Source organism: Arenibacter sp. P308M17 (genome assembly GCF_003426735.1).
GTDB lineage: Bacteria > Bacteroidota > Bacteroidia > Flavobacteriales > Flavobacteriaceae > Arenibacter.
Genome location: NZ_QVON01000007.1, coordinates 102,599 through 118,846, shown reverse-complemented (window position 1 = coordinate 118,846; position 16,248 = coordinate 102,599). Strand labels below are relative to the sequence as shown.

General features: G+C 40.1%; 19 protein-coding genes. 7 read left to right on the top strand and 12 right to left on the bottom strand.

The annotated features are described in order from the left end of the window. Window positions 1-72: 72 nt before the first annotated feature. A complete protein-coding gene (locus tag D0S24_RS16645; protein WP_117020956.1) occupies window positions 73-297 on the bottom strand; it encodes a putative signal transducing protein in 225 nt (74 codons plus the stop codon). A 251-nt stretch (window positions 298-548) separates the two neighbouring features. Here D0S24_RS16645 and D0S24_RS16640 point away from each other — a divergent pair, with 251 nt between their 5' ends. After that, window positions 549-932: a hypothetical protein gene (locus D0S24_RS16640; RefSeq protein ID WP_117020955.1), complete on the top strand. Its 384-nt coding sequence runs from the start codon at window positions 549-551 to the stop codon at window positions 930-932. A 27-nt stretch (window positions 933-959) separates the two neighbouring features. Here D0S24_RS16640 and D0S24_RS16635 read toward each other — a convergent pair whose 3' ends face one another. From D0S24_RS16635 to D0S24_RS16610, 6 genes are read right to left on the bottom strand one after another with little or no spacing between them, the layout of a single operon-like run. Beyond that, window positions 960-2,294 (bottom strand): DUF58 domain-containing protein, encoded by a 1,335-nt coding sequence (locus D0S24_RS16635; protein ID WP_117020954.1) that lies wholly within the window; start codon window positions 2,292-2,294, stop codon window positions 960-962. A 48-nt stretch (window positions 2,295-2,342) separates the two neighbouring features. Continuing rightward, window positions 2,343-3,347 carry a MoxR family ATPase gene (locus tag D0S24_RS16630; RefSeq protein ID WP_117020953.1) on the bottom strand — a complete coding sequence of 335 codons (1,005 nt, stop codon included), beginning with the start codon at window positions 3,345-3,347 and terminating at the stop codon, window positions 2,343-2,345. Between the two features lie 3 nt (window positions 3,348-3,350). Further along, window positions 3,351-4,562: a DUF4350 domain-containing protein gene (locus D0S24_RS16625; protein ID WP_117020952.1), complete on the bottom strand. Its 1,212-nt coding sequence runs from the start codon at window positions 4,560-4,562 to the stop codon at window positions 3,351-3,353. Further along, complete coding sequence (locus D0S24_RS16620) at window positions 4,555-5,283, bottom strand: hypothetical protein (RefSeq protein WP_117020951.1); 729 nt, start codon at window positions 5,281-5,283, stop codon at window positions 4,555-4,557. Before D0S24_RS16620 ends, D0S24_RS16625 begins: the two co-directional genes overlap by 8 nt. Further along, a complete protein-coding gene (locus tag D0S24_RS16615; RefSeq protein WP_117020950.1) occupies window positions 5,280-6,230 on the bottom strand; it encodes a hypothetical protein in 951 nt (316 codons plus the stop codon). The genes D0S24_RS16620 and D0S24_RS16615 overlap by 4 nt, the downstream gene beginning before the upstream one ends. After that, the gene (locus D0S24_RS16610; RefSeq protein ID WP_117020949.1) at window positions 6,199-7,179 is read right to left on the bottom strand and encodes a stage II sporulation protein M; all 981 of its coding nucleotides are present in this window, start codon (window positions 7,177-7,179) and stop codon (window positions 6,199-6,201) included. Before D0S24_RS16610 ends, D0S24_RS16615 begins: the two co-directional genes overlap by 32 nt. A 38-nt stretch (window positions 7,180-7,217) precedes the next feature. Between D0S24_RS16610 and D0S24_RS16605 the strand changes: the two genes are divergently transcribed. Together D0S24_RS16605 and D0S24_RS16600 are read left to right on the top strand one after the other, a co-directional pair. Next, complete coding sequence (locus D0S24_RS16605; protein WP_117020948.1) at window positions 7,218-7,943, top strand: RDD family protein; 726 nt, start codon at window positions 7,218-7,220, stop codon at window positions 7,941-7,943. A gap of 3 nt (window positions 7,944-7,946) precedes the next feature. Further along, on the top strand, window positions 7,947-8,558 hold the full coding sequence (locus D0S24_RS16600; protein ID WP_117020947.1) for a trimeric intracellular cation channel family protein: 612 nt from the start codon (window positions 7,947-7,949) through the stop codon (window positions 8,556-8,558). A 251-nt stretch (window positions 8,559-8,809) separates the two neighbouring features. Here D0S24_RS16600 and D0S24_RS16595 read toward each other — a convergent pair whose 3' ends face one another. Then, window positions 8,810-9,529, bottom strand: coding sequence for a peptidylprolyl isomerase (locus tag D0S24_RS16595; RefSeq protein WP_117021073.1), 720 nt, complete (start codon window positions 9,527-9,529; stop codon window positions 8,810-8,812). 241 nt (window positions 9,530-9,770) lie between these two features. Here D0S24_RS16595 and D0S24_RS16590 point away from each other — a divergent pair, with 241 nt between their 5' ends. Then, on the top strand, window positions 9,771-10,436 hold the full coding sequence (locus tag D0S24_RS16590; protein WP_262921961.1) for a CoA pyrophosphatase: 666 nt from the start codon (window positions 9,771-9,773) through the stop codon (window positions 10,434-10,436). A gap of 38 nt (window positions 10,437-10,474) precedes the next feature. Continuing rightward, window positions 10,475-11,278 (top strand): 1-acyl-sn-glycerol-3-phosphate acyltransferase, encoded by an 804-nt coding sequence (locus D0S24_RS16585; RefSeq protein ID WP_117020946.1) that lies wholly within the window; start codon window positions 10,475-10,477, stop codon window positions 11,276-11,278. Here D0S24_RS16585 and D0S24_RS16580 read toward each other — a convergent pair. Then, window positions 11,275-11,922 (bottom strand): hypothetical protein, encoded by a 648-nt coding sequence (locus D0S24_RS16580; protein WP_117020945.1) that lies wholly within the window; start codon window positions 11,920-11,922, stop codon window positions 11,275-11,277. The genes D0S24_RS16585 and D0S24_RS16580 overlap by 4 nt on opposite strands. A 4-nt stretch (window positions 11,923-11,926) precedes the next feature. Further along, window positions 11,927-12,421 carry an RNA polymerase sigma factor gene (locus D0S24_RS16575; protein ID WP_117020944.1) on the bottom strand — a complete coding sequence of 165 codons (495 nt, stop codon included), beginning with the start codon at window positions 12,419-12,421 and terminating at the stop codon, window positions 11,927-11,929. A 484-nt stretch (window positions 12,422-12,905) separates the two neighbouring features. Here D0S24_RS16575 and D0S24_RS16570 point away from each other — a divergent pair, with 484 nt between their 5' ends. Continuing rightward, window positions 12,906-14,198, top strand: a complete 1,293-nt coding sequence (locus D0S24_RS16570) for an NAD(P)/FAD-dependent oxidoreductase (RefSeq protein WP_117020943.1) — start codon at window positions 12,906-12,908, stop codon at window positions 14,196-14,198. 126 nt (window positions 14,199-14,324) lie between these two features. Here the strand turns inward: D0S24_RS16570 and xerD are convergent, their stop codons facing one another. Continuing rightward, window positions 14,325-15,236, bottom strand: a complete 912-nt coding sequence (gene xerD, locus D0S24_RS16565) for a site-specific tyrosine recombinase XerD (RefSeq protein WP_117020942.1) — start codon at window positions 15,234-15,236, stop codon at window positions 14,325-14,327. Window positions 15,237-15,356: 120 nt separating this feature from the next. On the opposite strand from xerD, the gene aroQ reads away from it, so the two are divergent. Then, on the top strand, window positions 15,357-15,782 hold the full coding sequence (gene aroQ, locus D0S24_RS16560) for a type II 3-dehydroquinate dehydratase (protein WP_117020941.1): 426 nt from the start codon (window positions 15,357-15,359) through the stop codon (window positions 15,780-15,782). Window positions 15,783-15,910: 128 nt separating this feature from the next. Here aroQ and D0S24_RS16555 read toward each other — a convergent pair whose 3' ends face one another. Continuing rightward, window positions 15,911-16,195 carry a DUF3817 domain-containing protein gene (locus tag D0S24_RS16555; protein ID WP_117021071.1) on the bottom strand — a complete coding sequence of 95 codons (285 nt, stop codon included), beginning with the start codon at window positions 16,193-16,195 and terminating at the stop codon, window positions 15,911-15,913. Between the last annotated feature and the right edge of the window lie 53 nt (window positions 16,196-16,248).

Below are 16,248 nucleotides of genomic sequence, written 5' to 3'. Positions count from 1 at the left end.
AAAAGCTTAGACGCTATGCCATATAATTACGTTAGAACATGGTTAAGTGAACTTATTTGTTCTATTTATCCTTTAAGTTTTTAAAACTTCCTGTACAATGGGCTTCGCTTTTTCCAACTCATCGGAGTGGACATATATTTCCTGGTTTCCTTGTATGGCAGATCCAAAACCTGCCAGTCTACCAGATTCCGATTCATCTTTGATTATAGGAACTATGCCCACTTCTTTTAGTTGATTTATTATGCCCTGTGCCAAAATAAAATTGCCGGAAAATATTTTAGTATAATTGGAATCCATATATTTTGTATTATAGGGTTGTAGGCAATTTACATAATTTTTTTTGGTTCCAACCTAAAAGTGCCAATGGGGAACTAAGTATCTTTTTAAAATGAAATGAGGAATAACAAATCTTAATCCCCACCGAGATAATTAGTGGCGAATTGCACCCGCCTGTCCGCCCGTTCCGGTGCGGACGGGAATGATGATGTCGGGCAGGTCTGACCTTTAAAAACCTGTCTGCCGAACAGGCAGGCAATAAATATTAACAGATGAAAGGAATAATTATAGTCATGTTCATTTTTATTTCGGCTTTACCACTTAGAGCGCAATTTCAAGAGGATAAGGTGTTGCATTTTGCAGCTGGTGCCGCTAGTGGGTTTATTGGGGCCAAAATAGCCGATAAAATATCCAATAAGGATCCCAATTGGAGAATTGTAGGGGCTTTTACATCCAGTTTACTGGTAGGTTTGGCCAAAGAGGCCTATGATGAACACCAATATAAGGGGTGGGATAATGAAGACCTGGCAGCAACGGTTTTGGGAGGGTTAACTGTAGGGGTTACCATTAATCTTTTCTCAAGGAAGAAAAATAAAAAGAAAACTGTGGCATGGGTAACCTTAAGCCCAAGGAACGGAATTGATTTTGGTCAGTAACCTTTAAGAGTTGTTTCTTACCACATCTCAGATTATTCCCCTCGCCTTTATTTCCAAATATTTGTTGATGGTATTAGCGGTCAGGTTCTCCGGTTTGGTCAATATGGCCTGAATACCGTATTTCCTTAGTTCGTTAACGATAAGCTTCTTTTCATAAATGAACTTTTCGGCAATTGTTTTTTCAAATATTTGTTGAACGGTCTCGGCTTTTTCCTCTGTAAACTTGATCAATTCCGTATTTTCGAAGAAAATGACCACCAATAAATGCTGCTTGGCCAAAGCCTGTAAGTAGGGGAGTTGCCTTACTAGGGCATCCAAGGTCTCAAAATTGGTATAGAGCAACAACAGGCTCCTTTGTGTAATGCTTCTTTTAATATCGGCGTACAATCGGTTGTAATCACTTTCTTCAAAATTGGTCTCCAAATTATAAAGTGTTTCTAGTATCAGGTTCATTTGAGCACTTCGTCTCTCTGCCACTACCCGGTTTTCAATTTTTCGGTTAAAGGCAAATATTCCGGCCTTGTCCTGCTTTTTTAGGGCGATGTGGGAAATAACCAAGGTGGCATTAATGGCATAATCCAGTAGGTTAAGGCCGTTAAAGGGCATTTTCATAACCCTACCCTTATCGATTATGGAATAAATAGGCTGCGATCTTTCATCCTGAAACTGATTTACCATCAGGCCACCTTTTTTTGCCGTTGCCTTCCAGTTAATGTTCCGGATATCATCCCCTAAAACATAATCCTTTATCTGCTCGAACTCCATAGTATGGCCTATACGGCGAATTTTCTTTATGCCGTATTCGAAGAGTTTATTGGTAAAGGCCATAAGATCGTACTTTCTCAATTGTAAGAAGGAGGGATATACCGGGACTTGCTGCTCCTGGTCAAAGGTGTATTTTTTGGAGATAAAACCAATAGGGGAGCGGGCAAAGACATTTAAGTTTCCAAAGGAATATACGCCTCTCTCGGTAGGTCTCAGGTAATACTTGAACACCTTTACCTTGCCCTTTCCAAGATGTGTGGAAATCCCGAAATCCCGCTTTTGAAATTGATGTGGCATTTCATCCAAAATTTTCAAACCAACAGGGAACAGATATGAATTGGAAAGGCTTATTTTAATTTCGTTTTCATCCCCATTGGAAAATTTTTCGGGAACAAGACGCTGGCCCCTTATATTTCCTTTGGAAGCGAATACCAAAATAATATCGACCAAAAAAAGTAGGGCAAAAATATAGAACAACAATTTTATTGCCCCAAAAATATCCGACACCATATAGGAAATAAGAAAAGCTAGGACCATACCGGTCAATACAACAAAGAATCTCTTCTGGAGATAGATGTCCCTTAGGATTTTTTTCATTTGCCCTTTGTAACTATAGTATGTTTAATTGCCGACAGTTTCTGTTCGCTATCTTGGAATTTCAATGGTATCCATAATTTGTTGTATCACTTTATCCGATGTAAATCCTTCCATTTCCCTTTCCGGTGTCAATATAACCCTATGCCCCAATATTGGGGCCGCTACTTTTTTAATATCGTCCGGGGTTACAAAATCACGACCTTGGATAGCTGCCAGGGCCTTGGAAGCGTCCATGATGGCTATGGAGGCCCTAGGGGAGGCCCCCAGGTATAGATTGGCATTGTTACGGGTATTATGGACAATTGCGGCTATATATTTCATTAAATTGTCCTCTATTATAATATTCCCAATAACCTCTTGATAGCTGGCAATTTGGTCTGCGGTAAGCACCGAACCGATCAAACTTTCCAAGTTTTTGTTTTTTTGGCGATGTTTGCTCTCCAATATCGCTACTTCTTCCTCCAAGGACGGATAGTCCACTTTAATTTTAAAAAGGAATCGGTCCAATTGTGCTTCTGGAAGTCGGTAAGTGCCTTCCTGTTCTATAGGATTTTGGGTGGCAAACACCAAAAATGGTGACGACATTTCATAAGATTGTCCGTCCATGGTAATTTGGCGTTCTGCCATAGCTTCGAACAAGGCCGCCTGTGTTTTGGCGGGGGCACGGTTTATTTCGTCTATAAGGATAATATTGGAAAACAAAGGGCCCTTTTTAAACTCAAATTCCGAGGTCTTCACATTAAAAATGGAAGTACCCAAAATATCACTTGGCATCAGGTCAGGTGTAAATTGAATTCTGCTGAACGCTACGTTCATGGTCTTCGCCAAGAGTTTGGCAGTAACGGTTTTGGCCACCCCGGGTACCCCCTCTATCAAGGAATGCCCATTGGCCAGGATGGAAATAATCAGTAATTCGATCATGTCCCGTTGCCCAATAATCACCCTTTCCAACTCCGTTTTTACCTGTGCCACCGAGGCCTGTAGTTGACCAAGGTCTATTCTGTTCTTAAATTCCAACGGGCTGGAACCTTCCCCTTGCCGACTCTCTTCCATACGCTATTTTTTAAATTGATTTAATTTTCTGTTCAGTTGTAGCACATCCTGTTCACTGTGCTGCTTTTTATTTTTAAGGTACACTATATAATCCAGAAGATCCTTCGTTCCCAACAGTGGATTGCCCGATCTGGCCGCTAGATCCATAGCGGTTTTTTCGTTGATTACTTCGGTATTAAGATGGTAATTACTTCTCATCTGTTCCAGGAAAAAATTTATTTTTTTAAAGATCAGATCTGTAAAGTCCCTGTGCCCATAATACAGCGCCCCTACGGTTTTGGCAAATTCTATGGATGAATTCTCCAAAGGGGCAATTACAGGAATGATCCGTTGCTCCCTTTTGGCCTTGAATATTATAAAGATCAATAGGCCGCCAACACCCAGGTAATAGGCCCACTTTAAGGAGACTTGATTGAGTATGAATCGCATGGGCGAGTTTATTACGATCCGCCCGGATTTTTTATAATTGTCCCAATAGACATCCATATCCTTGAGATAGGAAAGGGTATTTGCCACATAGTCCTTATTGCCCCTTAACAAATAGTAGTTGGTAAACGCTTGTGGGGTGGTATTCAGGTAAAAATTGCCCTTTCCGAATTTTACCTTGACAAAATTGACACCTTTGGTTTTCTTATCGGGTCCCGTTGGAAAAGCGCCCTGATCCGAATTAAAGGCGATATACCCTAAAACTGTTGCGTTCAATGTGTCTACTGAAGAAAAATGGGTATTGTAGACTCCCCGGTTTAAGGGATAATTTTGTTTGGAAAATGAATTGTTGGTAAGATGTACCAGTACCGAATCTTCTGTTATGGAATATTGGGTTTTTATTTCCAGATTGAGGGTGTCCTCAAGATAGGTCCCAAAGTTGGATGCGGCTATAAAGGAATCATTGCCATCGTGTACGTACTGAAGCAATTTATGGGCCTCCTGTTTATCCAGATCCAGAACATCATTGATCAATACATAGCTGGAGGTCCTATTGGTATCCCTTTGTGTTAGGATGTTGTACAAACTTTCATTGGAAGCATGTATTTTTTGCCCCGGAAAAAGATCGGGGAGTTCATGGAACAGTACATAGCACCCAAAAGGAATTTTGTCCGAGGAAGTATAGGATGGCTTCCAGTTCAAGGGCTTGGGGCGTACAATCTCGGTTAGTATAATACCAATGAGTACGGCAAGGAACAACCCAAGGATTATTTTGGAACGCTTATCCATGGGCACTTAAATTGTTTAGGGTGGCAAACATGAGCTGGGCGGCCCGGTATTTTTGATCGTCTATTTCCTGTTCCCCGTACCAAATATGGTCGTATAAGTAAGAAACATCCTTAAAGAGGAGCCTTATTTTTGGGACTTTTATTTCGTTTTCGTAGTCCTTGTTCGTTTTTTCGTAATGCCATTGTATGATCTGGTGTTGGGACAGTGTTTTTAATGCCTTTAAATATTGGTAGCGTATGGCCAATCTATAATTCTTTTGTTGTATGGCATCACTTATCAAAGCATCCAGGTCCAGTCTTTCTATGTGTTCCTCTGCCCAATTTGGATGTACAATGGCAGCTTCTTTTTTCCTGAATATGGCGGAAGCATTTTCCCCGGTCAGGAACCGTATAAGCAAGTAGATGGCCAAAACTCCCATGAGCCCATAGATAAGGTATTCCAATAATTGGGTAACCCCATGGGGGATGTCGATGCCAAATACATTTTTGAGTCCGTTCATCATCCAATTGAGAAAACGTGCCAGTAAATTTTGTGACTCCCCGTCCTTGATGTCGTAGTTAAATTCTTTTCCCGCATATTTTTGTGTCAGATTTTCATCCAATGCCCGTAAAACCAATTTGTCGTTGGTGTCCTGGGTTAGGGTAAGGGAATCCTTTTTCCTTTGGGCCAGACCTGGGAATAGTATAAAAATACAGTAAATGGTGGCAGTTAATTTAATCACTGGTCTTGCAATCCTATTTGGTCTATTTTGCTTCTTGAATTTAAGTTGTATGTTTTTTCGTGCAGGGAAAAGTACAATAGTCCATTTACAAATTGTGATAAACATTGTGAGTAGACCGCTATTATCAGCAATAGGCATGTGCCCAAAGTGTAAATGATGGTAGGTACCAAGGAAGCTCCTAGATCAACATCATTTTGAACTACGTGAAAAGTGTAGATCCCGATAAGAATCCCTGGAATCATAATGACCACCATGAATAAAAGCCCGATCAGGAAACCTAGGATGAAATTCACCCCCACGGACCTCCAAAAATTTTTGGTCACCAGGTTCCAACCTTCCCCAAGGGCATCCGTAACACTTCTTTTCTCTTTCAGCATAACAAAAAAGGACACCCCTACCCATGCCATTAAGAAGTATTGAATTACATATTGGGCAAGCATTCCGGCCAGCGGTATAAAGGTCAGGACTATGGCCGCGACCATAAGTCCAAAAAAGAGCAATATCAATATTAAAATAAAAACAACGATGCTCCCCAAATTGTTTTTTATTTCTTCCCAAACATCGGACTTATCAAAATCCTGGCCTTTGCGTTCTTCGTACTTTATCATATAGGAAGTACTAAGGCTGTAATTTAGGACCGCTACCATAAGAAAAATTATAAAGAATAAAATGCCCCCAAATATAAAATACATTAAATAGGCCTCACTGCCGGAACCAACTGCATCCAGGACCGTGTTTTGGTTATTGGTAATAAGGCCTATTGCTCCGGATACCAGTAAATAGCTAACGACCAACAGTCCTATTAGAAAAATACCATTGTAGCTTAGAAATACATTGGTAAATTTTTTAAGGTTTTGTTTAAAGAATTCGAAGTAAACACTTATGATGTCCCCAAAGTCCCTATTGACCCTTAGTTCAATGAATTTTTTCTGATTTTTGACTTGCATACGATCGATTTAACAAAATGGGATAAATAACGTAATAATAAAGGATGAGCAATAAGGAACAACCTATAATTAACAAGGCCGACCATGGGGGCATATTGGAATAACGGGTAATAAACCCTTCTATAAAACCGGCAATAATAAAAAAGGGAATCGTGCTCATTACTACTTTTAATCCGTCCTTGGCCCCTTTTATAAAGGAGACCCTTCTGGAATAGGTTTTGGGAAATAGGATACTATTTCCCATGATCAGTCCGGCGCAACCGGCAATGATAATGACCGAAATTTCTATGGTGCCGTGCAGCCAAATCTGCTTGTTGGCCTGATAAAAGACATCCTGAGTGTAAAAAAAAGTAATGAAGGCACCTAACATTACACCATTATTGAATAGGATATAGGCAGTGCCGATACTCGTAATTACGCCAAAGGAAAAGGCCATAAAGGCCACTTTGATATTGTTTATGGTAATTCCCAAAAAAGAGCCGATTTCACTACCTCCCTTGTATATGGCCGTAGGGTCTCCATTGGCAATATTGTTGAGGGTCTCATTAACATAGGCATCCCCTAAAATCAACCTCACAAAGGTATCATCGTTAATTACGGAAATACAGCCCATAACAGAGGCGGTCATAAAAATGAGAAAGGCGATGCCCAAGCTCCTGTGATATTGCCTAAAGAAGAGTGGAAATTCCACCTTCCAAAAATCCACAATCCTGTTCCGGTTCTCCTTTTTGTTCCTATATATTTTTTGATGTGCCCTGGAGGCCAAGGAATTTAAGTACAATAATGTCTTGCTTCCTGCGTAATAGGTCTGCGCGTAGGCAAGGTCGTTGGTCAGTTGAATGTAGCCATTGGCGAGTTCGTCCGGGTCAATGTGGGCATTATAGCTGATAGCCTTTTCAAATGCTATCCATTTTTCTTTATTTTGCTTCACAAAAGCGGCCTCGCGCATACTGGGATAATCCTTTAAGAAATAAAAATAGTACTAATATGTCCAAACTTCAAATCAATACAACTCAAAATGTAAACCTGGATTATAAAATTGTGGGTATAGGGGAAAGGATAGTCGCTTTTTTAATAGACGGATTTATACTATATCTCTATGCGGTGCTGGTACAGTTGATAGGACAGGCTATAGGTTATGTGTTCGATGACAGTTGGACCCAAATAGGATTGGTAAGCCTTATTTTTCTTCCGGCCATGTTTTATAGCTTACTATTGCACAGCTTTTTCAATGGGCAAACGGTGGGGAAGATGCTCATGAAAATTAGAGTGGTAAGATTGGACGGATCCCCGGTACATTGGTCCAATTTATTGGTTAGGTGGATGCTTCGTGTGGTGGATATTTGGCTTTTCTTTGGATCCGTAGGATTGTTGGCCATTTTATTTACGGATAAAAAGCAAAGATTGGGGGATGCCGCCGCTGCCACCGTAGTTATTAGTACAAAAAATGCAGTTAAAATTTCACATACTATTTTGGAAGAGGTGGCGGAAACCTATGTCCCTAAGTTTACCAATGTTACCATATTGACCGATAGGGATGTTCGTCTTATCAAGGAAACCTTGCATATTGCCAAAAAAAGCCATGATTATAGGACTATGAAGGCTTTGAGGGATAAGGTGGAAAGTCTTTTACATTCCAATTCGGATCTCTATGACGTTCCATATTTGGACACCGTACTAAAAGATTATAATTTTTACACCCAAAAAACATAGCGTATGTTCTATTTTATAATTGATATATTGGGAATAATTTCCTTTGCCATTTCCGGGGTTTTGGTGGCCATGGATAAAAAATTGGATCTTTTTGGCGTCTTCATCATTGCTTTTGTAACGGCAACCGGAGGAGGTACTTTAAGGGATATGCTAATTGGAAACACTCCGGTCTTGTGGATGCAGGAACCCACCTATGTGTATGTTATTGCAGGAACGGTTGTCTTTGCCATTATTTTTAGGAACCAATTGAAATATTTGAGGAAATCCCTCTTCCTTTTTGATACTATCGGGATAGGTCTGTACACTATGGTCGGTATTTCCCATGGGTTGGAGTCGGGCCTACCTCCCGTAATGTGTATTGCCCTTGGTACCATAACCGCTTGTTTTGGAGGGGTAATACGGGATATTTTGTGCAATGAAATACCGGTAATATTTAGGAAGGAAATATATGCTACTGCTTGTATATTGGGTGGTATTGGTTTTTTTCTTTTGCTTAAACTGCCCTATGACGATGCCTATGCCTATGTGGCTTCCATATTGATCGTTATTGGGATCCGAATACTTGCCGTTAGATTTAAAATATCCCTTCCAAGTATTTACCGCGATGACAGGTAATGTTCAAGGTCCAAAGTTCAAAGTTCAAAGTTCAAGGTGTGTTAAATTGTGTATTGAGTACATAGTATTGAGTATTGTGATTGAACAGTTTTCAGTAGACAGTTGCAGTTGGCAGGGGGGTCTGGTTTAAAGTTGAATGTTGGAATGTTCAAAGTTCAAGGTTGCCAAATTTGAAAGGGGCCGGAGGCTCCATGTTTGGAGGGAAAAGCCCATTGATCATTGCTAATTGTTCATTGCTTATTGTAAACCGTCTACTTCATCGCCTCCGCTTTTAGAATATATATATTTTGGGAAGGCCAATCGCCGCTATCTACAGGTTGGCTGTTGATCTTGTCCACGACATCCATACCGTCTATCACCTGTCCAAATGGGGTATACCCTCCGTCCAAGTGATAGGAGCCTGGCTTGGTAACCACGATAAAGAATTCGTAGGGAGATGCCAATTTATGGGGGTTGTTAATTTCACTGCTGGGCATGGATACAACTCCTCTATGGTGTTTGTGCCCTTTTCGGGTATCCGGGGGCAAAAGGTATCGGCCTATTTTGGATCTTTTTTCTGCGGTTTCCACATTATCGGCATTGCCCCCTTGGATTATAAAGTTTTTGACAACCCTATGGAAATAGGTATTGTTAAAATATCCCATTTTGGTAAGGTATATAAAGTTGGCCTTATGATAGGGGACGTCGTTGAACAACTGTATCGTAATGTCCCCTAAGCTGGTGGTGAGTTTTACCTTGTCCTCCTTTAAAGTTTTGCTATAATTGAAGAAAAATTCAATGGCATTATCCTCGGTGAGCTCAAAGGCCTCTTCCTCTTTTTTTTCCTCATTTGGAGGTGCCTGGGCAATTGTGCTATCTTTTTTAATATTGGTTTTCGGGGGCTTGTTTTCTTGGGTAGTCGGCCGATCTTTGCAGCTCCCAAAAAGGAACACAAACAATAGGGTGAAAAGTGAAATCTCTTTAAGTGTCATGTAATTTTTGTTATTTTTTAAATTAGAACCCATCCTGACTTTTTCCAATTGGTTAAAAAATTGCTCTTTTGAGCCTACTTTTCGTCATTTTTTCATTCCGTAGCCCTGCTATGTAACTTAAAAATGCCTTCAATCAAACTCAAAATAGCTAATTTTCACTTCAATCAAAAAAGTCAGGATGGGTTCTGTGTGTTAAATGATTTATATGGCCCAAGGGTTGGTTGTTTTTTAATTAATTTTGTTGAAAATTACAAAAATAGGATTTGTGCATTTTGACGATTTTTCCAACAGAATATCAAAAATAGAAAATCTAGAACTTCCAGGGAGTGCATCGCAATATAAAATGGCACCGATGTTGAGGATTAAAGAGTTGGAATCCGGTAAAATTATAAAACAAAACCCCAGACAGGCTGCCGTAATGGCTCTTTTTTACCCAAATATGGATTTCCAGACACACCTTCTTCTGATACTGAGAAATACGTATAAGGGAATTCACAGTAATCAGATTGCATTGCCCGGTGGCAAGGCGGAAAAGAGCGATCAAAATTTGTTGGAGACGGCCTTACGTGAAACCCAGGAAGAAGTGGGGGCCGTTAGGGAACAGATTACCGTAATCCGATCCATGAGTGAAGTCTATATACCTCCTAGTAATTTTGAGGTTACACCATACCTTGGGCTGTATAGAAAGGAGAAACCATTTATAAGACAGGTGGATGAAGTGGCGGCCATAGTGGAGGTTCCATTGCACGATTTTATGGATGACGGGAAAATATTTCATCAAATTTTAAATACCTCCTATGCCCGGAATGTAGAGGTACCTGCCTTTAAATTAAACGGTTATACGGTATGGGGGGCAACGGCAATGATGTTGAGCGAAATTAAGGAATTGTTTAAACAAGTGTTATAAGGGACTTATTTCGTAATTTTGAACGTTAATATAAAAATATGGGTCTGTTTAAGAAAAATCCGTTTGGACATAATTTGTTTTTAAAGAAATGGCTTATTCGCATTCTGGCCGTTATTACCCATAAAAGATATAGGGGATTTAATACCATAGAAATAGAAGGGTCGGATATCATTAGAAAACTGCCTGCACAAAATGTTCTTTTCGTAAGTAACCATCAGACCTATTTTGCCGATGTAGTGGCCATGTTCCATGTCTTCAATGCCAGTTTAAGCGGTAGGGAAGATTCTATAAAAAATTTGGGATACATTTGGCAGCCCAAACTGAACATGTATTATGTTGCGGCGGCGGAAACCATGAAGAAGAGTCTGTTGACAAAAATCTTGGCATATGCCGGTTCAATAAGTGTGGAGCGTACTTGGAGGTCCGAGGGTCAGGATGTGAATAGACAGGTTAAAATGAGCGATATTTCCAATATAGGAACTGCCTTAAAGGATGGTTGGGTAATTACCTTTCCCCAAGGAACCACAACGCCATGGAAGCCCTTAAGAAAGGGGACTTCCCATATAATAAAAAAGTATAGACCGATAGTGGTCCCTGTGGTCATTGACGGTTTTAGGAGATCTTTCGACAAAAAAGGATTGCGTATTAAAAAGAAAGGAATTCTTCAGTCTATGGTAATCAAGGAACCATTGGATATTGATTATGAGAACGAATCTTTCGATTCCATCATTGAAAAATTGGAATACGCCATTGAGCAACATCCTTCCTTTTTAAAGGTTATTCCCAAAAGTGAGTTAATGGCTTACGAAGAGGAAAACAAAAAACGGAAATTCAGGGTCTAAATATCCATTTCCTTTAGTTCCTTATAGTTTTTATTAAGTTTCTTTAGGAGGATTCCGTAAAGTAAAAAATAAATACAGCCCATTAAAAGGGTAACTACGAACCCAAGCACAACTAACGTAACAATTATGGTAGCCTTTAACTTTTCCGGGTCAATATTTTCCGTGGTATAGTTGTAGCCCATCGCGGCAATTGGGTCATCGCTCAAATAAATCCCTACGGCCATTACCAGATAGGAGATAAATATCAGTGAGAGGCAGAATATTACATAGTGCTTCACCGTTTTTCTGGTTTTAAGAATGTTGGACAATAATTGTTTGGCGTTGTCCAAGGTTGATATTTCCTTGTATCTTCTATAAAATTGATAAATGAAAAATAGGACTACCGAATAATGGACAATGTTGGATAGCAATAGAAAATTGCCAAGACCCAATCCCCGCCAAACGGCCATGCTTTTGGACATTACAGGTAAAAGATACAAAAGGTGGGGCACGGCAAATTCGATGATGCTGATAATGAAGATCCATTTTACGATAGAAGAGGATTTCTTCCATATCATTTTATAAATTTCATTAAAGGAGAGCTGGGGCAATTGCTTGTCCTTGTTTTGCCAATCCCTTTTTAATAGTTCCAATTCGTCTGTCATATTCCTAGGGATTTAATATGGTTTTTAACTTGTTTTTTATTCGGTTCATCTTCACCCGTGCATTTACTTCGGTAATACCCAAAGTTTCCGCTATTTCCCTATAGTCCTTGTCTTCCAGGTAAAGAAAGACCAGGGCTTTGTCTACATCCCCCAATTGCCGTACCGCATTGTACATCAGTTTAAGTTGTTGTTCCTCGGTAGGGTCGTACTCGTCCGCTGTTATTTTAAACATGACCGACTCATAATCTTGGGTCGGGATACTTTTTTTTGATTTTCTATATAATGTTATGGCCGTATTCAGGGCCACCCGATACATCCAGGTACTAAATTTGGATTCTCCCCTAAACTTGGGATAGGCCTTCCATAATTGAATCGTTATTTCTTGAAATAAATCATTATGGGAGTCCCTGTCATTGGTGTACAACGTACAGACCTTATGTACAATATTCTGATTGTACTCTAATTCCGTAACGAATTGATGTTCCAAATCTTTGGTCACTCGGTCCTAAGTAGTTAGTTGATTATTAGTAGTAGAATTTTAATTTTTGTTACAACGAAAATAGAAATTACTTCCCAGGTGTCCTGTTTTGGCTTCCAATAATAATTTTGCTATAAGCTATTGGCAGGTTCCATGTTGAAAGTTAAGACGGCTTAGTTTTGGGTACATAGTATTGAGTATAGAGATTGAACAGTCTTCAGTAGCTGGGGGTTGGCAGGGAGTACTGGTTCAAAGTTTCAGGTTCAAGGTTCAAAGTTTGACTTTCAAAGTGTATTCCCTACTTGAGAGTACCAGTCACGCTTTTTTGCGGGAGGCTAGAGGTGTGTAAGGGTTGAGATTGATAACGGAGTCGAGACCTTTTTATAGAAGTGGGCAGTATGCAGTTGCAGTAGGCAGGGGTCCGGGGTAATCCGATTAAACTTAAAATGAATTTTCTTCTTCTTGATTCGTCTGTGAATGTTTAAATTTACCCATATTTACATATATGAATATTCCTAAGACTAGTTTTCCAAGAATTGTTATTATAGGTGGTGGTTTTGCAGGTATTTCCATTGCCAAGGGATTGAAAAATAAAGAGGTGCAGGTGGTACTTCTGGATAAGCATAATTATCATACTTTTCAACCATTGCTGTATCAAGTATCTACCGGAGGGTTGGAACCGGATTCCATTGCCTATCCCATACGAAAGGTACTAAAGGGCTATACCAACTTTTTCTTTAGGCTGGCCCATGTGGAGGAAATAAGAACTGAAGAGCGTACTATAGTGACCAATATTGGGGCATTGGAGTATGATTATTTGGTAATCGCTACCGGTTCCGAAACAAATTATTACGGGAATAGGGAGATTGAAATAAATAGTATGGCCATGAAAACCATACCCCAATCTTTAAATCTCAGAAGTTTAATACTTGAAAATTTTGAACAGGCACTACTTACCGATCAGTATCATGAGAGGGATGCCCTTATGAATTTTGTCATCGTGGGTGCCGGACCTACCGGGGTAGAATTGGCAGGGGCCTTGGCAGAGATAAAAAAAGGGATTTTGCCCAAGGACTATCCCGATTTGGATACCAGAAGGGCGCAGATCCACCTCATCCAATCCGGAGATCGGATTCTTAAGGAAATGAGTGAACAGGCTTCTCAAAAGGCCGAAGATTTTTTAGAGGGACTTGGGGTGCAAATTTGGAAAAACACCAGGGTACTGGGTTATGATGGCAAAACGGCAACCACGGATAACGATGTAGATTTTGAAACCGCCACCTTGGTTTGGGCTGCCGGGGTAAAAGGAGTGGAGATCAAAGGATTGAATGCCAAGGATCTTTTGGTGGGAGGCAGTAGAATTCCAGTAGATGAATTTAATAGGGTTAAGGGCCATGACAATATTTTTGCTGTGGGGGATGTAGCCTGTATGCAGACCGAGACCACTCCCAAAGGGCATCCCATGATGGCTCAGCCAGCTATGCAGCAGGGAAGGAATCTTGGGGAAAACCTGGTTCGATTATTGGAAAATAAACCGCTTGTACCCTTTATATACAGGGATAAGGGGAGTATGGCTACCATTGGAAGGAACAAAGCGGTAGTGGATATGAGGAATATGAGGTTCCAAGGTGTTTTTGCCTGGTTCGTTTGGATGTTTGTGCATCTTTTCTTTTTAATTGGGTTTAGGAACAGAATGGTGGTCTTTGTCAACTGGGTTTATAACTACGTACGGTTCGATAGGGAGGCCCGATTGATCATTAGGCCCTTCAATAGAAATTATAGTGCTTTTAAGGATTAGGGAATTTCCTATAGCCGCTCCAAATATTTTTGTTTTAAGTAATGAGAAATGGACAATAAACAATGAACCTGCCCACTGCTTAATGCCAATTTATCATCCAGGTATGTAATTTCATTATACAGTGATTTATTTGGAAGTATTCCTTTTTCTGGGATGGTACTTGTTCATTACTTCGGCTAAATGTGTGCGATCTACATGCATATACACTTCCGTAGTGGTAATGCTCTCATGGCCGAGCATTTGTTGAATGGCCCGTAGATCTGCCCCATTCTGCAATAAGTGGGTGGCAAAGGAATGCCGAAAGGTGTGGGGACTTATACTTTTATGGAGCCCTATTTGCAGTGCCAATTGTTTAATAATGGTAAATATCATGGCGCGGGTCAATTTATTTCCCCGGCGGTTTAAAAATAAGACATCTTCGGCCCCTTTTTTTATGGTTATGTGGACACGTATTTCCCTTCTATAAATAGTGATGTATTTTTTGTTGATTTCGCTTATGGGAACAAATCGCTGTTTGTCTCCTTTTCCGGTAACCTTTATAAAGTCCTCCTCAAAATAAAGGTCGGATAGTTTTAGGTCCAACAACTCGGAAACCCTTAGTCCACATCCATAAAGTGTTTCCAAAATGGCACGATTGCGTTCCCCTTCCGGTTTGGAAAGGTCTATGGCGCCAATGAGTTGGTTGATTTCCTCTTCGGAAAGGGTATCGGGGAGTTTACGGCCTATTTTTGGGGATTCTATAAGCTCCATGGGATTGTCCGCACGATAGTCCTCAAAGACCAAGTAATTGAAAAAGCTTTTTAACCCCGATATTACCCTCGCCTGGGACCTGGGGTTTACCTTTTTTGCCAGTTCGTAAATAAATTGTTGAATCGTATTTTTATCAATATTTATTGGGGTTTCCACAATTTGATGGGCTTCGAGGAAGAACATTAATTTCTCAACATCCAAAAGGTAGTTGCTAATGGAGTTCTTGGACAGACCTCGTTCCAAATTTAAATAATGTTGAAAATCCTGAAGGGCTTGGTTCCATTTCATAAGTTAAATATAGTGCACATTTATAGGTTAAAACAGGATGTGTAGATCAATTCTTGTTACAATAAATGAATACTTCATGGCCTTCTTTTTTTATGAATTACAATTTCTTACTTTTATGCCATGAAGATTATCATTATTAACGGACCAAACCTGAACCTTTTGGGGAAGCGCGAACCGGAGGTTTATGGAAAAACAACCTTTGAAGAGTATTTTGCTACCCTGCAATTCAAGTTTAAGGAGGTGCAATTGGAATATTACCAGTCCAATATCGAAGGCGAAATCATAAATAAATTGCACGATTGCGGTTTTGAAGGATATCATGGAATTATTTTGAATGCAGGGGCCTATACCCACACCTCCATTGGTATTGGCGATGCCATAAAGGGAATAACTACCCCGGTGGTGGAAGTACATATTAGCAATACTTTTGGGCGGGAGGAGTTTAGGCATACCTCCTATATTTCCCCTACGGCCAAAGGTGTTATTTTGGGCTTTGGGCTAAAAAGCTATGACTTGGCCGTACAAAGCTTTTTAAATGCAGGCTAAGGCAGTGGATTGGATAAAAAAATAATAGCCACCGAAGTTGAGTACCATTAATTACACCGTATCAGTTGCTTCTGCCAAAATATGTTTTGCCTACTGAAAACTGTTTACTCGTATCTACTGCCGACTTTCTACGCCATCTGCGGCTTTAAATACTTCCTGTCCACATAAAAAGTACCGAAAGGGACAAGGGAAGCGATAAATAAAATGGCAAACATCTTTAGGTCCCACTTTTTTTCTACACAGACCAAGATGGCCAGTACTACATAGGCCATGAACAAAAATCCATGGGCATAGCCAATATAGATATTGGGTTCCGGTATTTGGGCCATATATTTTAAGGGCATCCCAATGCCGAAAAGCAATAGATAGGAAATACCTTCGAGGATTGCGGTCAGACTAAAAATTTTCAACATATCTTTTTCGGTGAGGTTTGTATTCAACTATTTGTTTAGACCCGTTAGGGTAA

What these genes read in the sequence shown, in the direction of transcription:
- D0S24_RS16610 (WP_117020949.1), bottom strand. Translation starts at nt 7,179, where the DNA reads ATGCGCGAGGCCGCTTTTGTGAAGCAAAATAAAGAAAAATGGATAGCA.
- aroQ (WP_117020941.1), top strand. Translation starts at nt 15,357, where the DNA reads ATGAAGATTATCATTATTAACGGACCAAACCTGAACCTTTTGGGGAAG.
- D0S24_RS16615 (WP_117020950.1), bottom strand. Translation starts at nt 6,230, where the DNA reads ATGCAAGTCAAAAATCAGAAAAAATTCATTGAACTAAGGGTCAATAGG.
- D0S24_RS16605 (WP_117020948.1), top strand. Translation starts at nt 7,218, where the DNA reads ATGTCCAAACTTCAAATCAATACAACTCAAAATGTAAACCTGGATTAT.
- xerD (WP_117020942.1), bottom strand. Translation starts at nt 15,236, where the DNA reads ATGAAATGGAACCAAGCCCTTCAGGATTTTCAACATTATTTAAATTTG.
- D0S24_RS16625 (WP_117020952.1), bottom strand. Translation starts at nt 4,562, where the DNA reads ATGGATAAGCGTTCCAAAATAATCCTTGGGTTGTTCCTTGCCGTACTC.
- D0S24_RS16645 (WP_117020956.1), bottom strand. Translation starts at nt 297, where the DNA reads ATGGATTCCAATTATACTAAAATATTTTCCGGCAATTTTATTTTGGCA.
- D0S24_RS16630 (WP_117020953.1), bottom strand. Translation starts at nt 3,347, where the DNA reads ATGGAAGAGAGTCGGCAAGGGGAAGGTTCCAGCCCGTTGGAATTTAAG.
- D0S24_RS16555 (WP_117021071.1), bottom strand. Translation starts at nt 16,195, where the DNA reads ATGTTGAAAATTTTTAGTCTGACCGCAATCCTCGAAGGTATTTCCTAT.
- D0S24_RS16580 (WP_117020945.1), bottom strand. Translation starts at nt 11,922, where the DNA reads ATGACAGACGAATTGGAACTATTAAAAAGGGATTGGCAAAACAAGGAC.
- D0S24_RS16635 (WP_117020954.1), bottom strand. Translation starts at nt 2,294, where the DNA reads ATGAAAAAAATCCTAAGGGACATCTATCTCCAGAAGAGATTCTTTGTT.
- D0S24_RS16595 (WP_117021073.1), bottom strand. Translation starts at nt 9,529, where the DNA reads ATGACACTTAAAGAGATTTCACTTTTCACCCTATTGTTTGTGTTCCTT.
- D0S24_RS16640 (WP_117020955.1), top strand. Translation starts at nt 549, where the DNA reads ATGAAAGGAATAATTATAGTCATGTTCATTTTTATTTCGGCTTTACCA.
- D0S24_RS16570 (WP_117020943.1), top strand. Translation starts at nt 12,906, where the DNA reads ATGAATATTCCTAAGACTAGTTTTCCAAGAATTGTTATTATAGGTGGT.
- D0S24_RS16600 (WP_117020947.1), top strand. Translation starts at nt 7,947, where the DNA reads ATGTTCTATTTTATAATTGATATATTGGGAATAATTTCCTTTGCCATT.
- D0S24_RS16585 (WP_117020946.1), top strand. Translation starts at nt 10,475, where the DNA reads ATGGGTCTGTTTAAGAAAAATCCGTTTGGACATAATTTGTTTTTAAAG.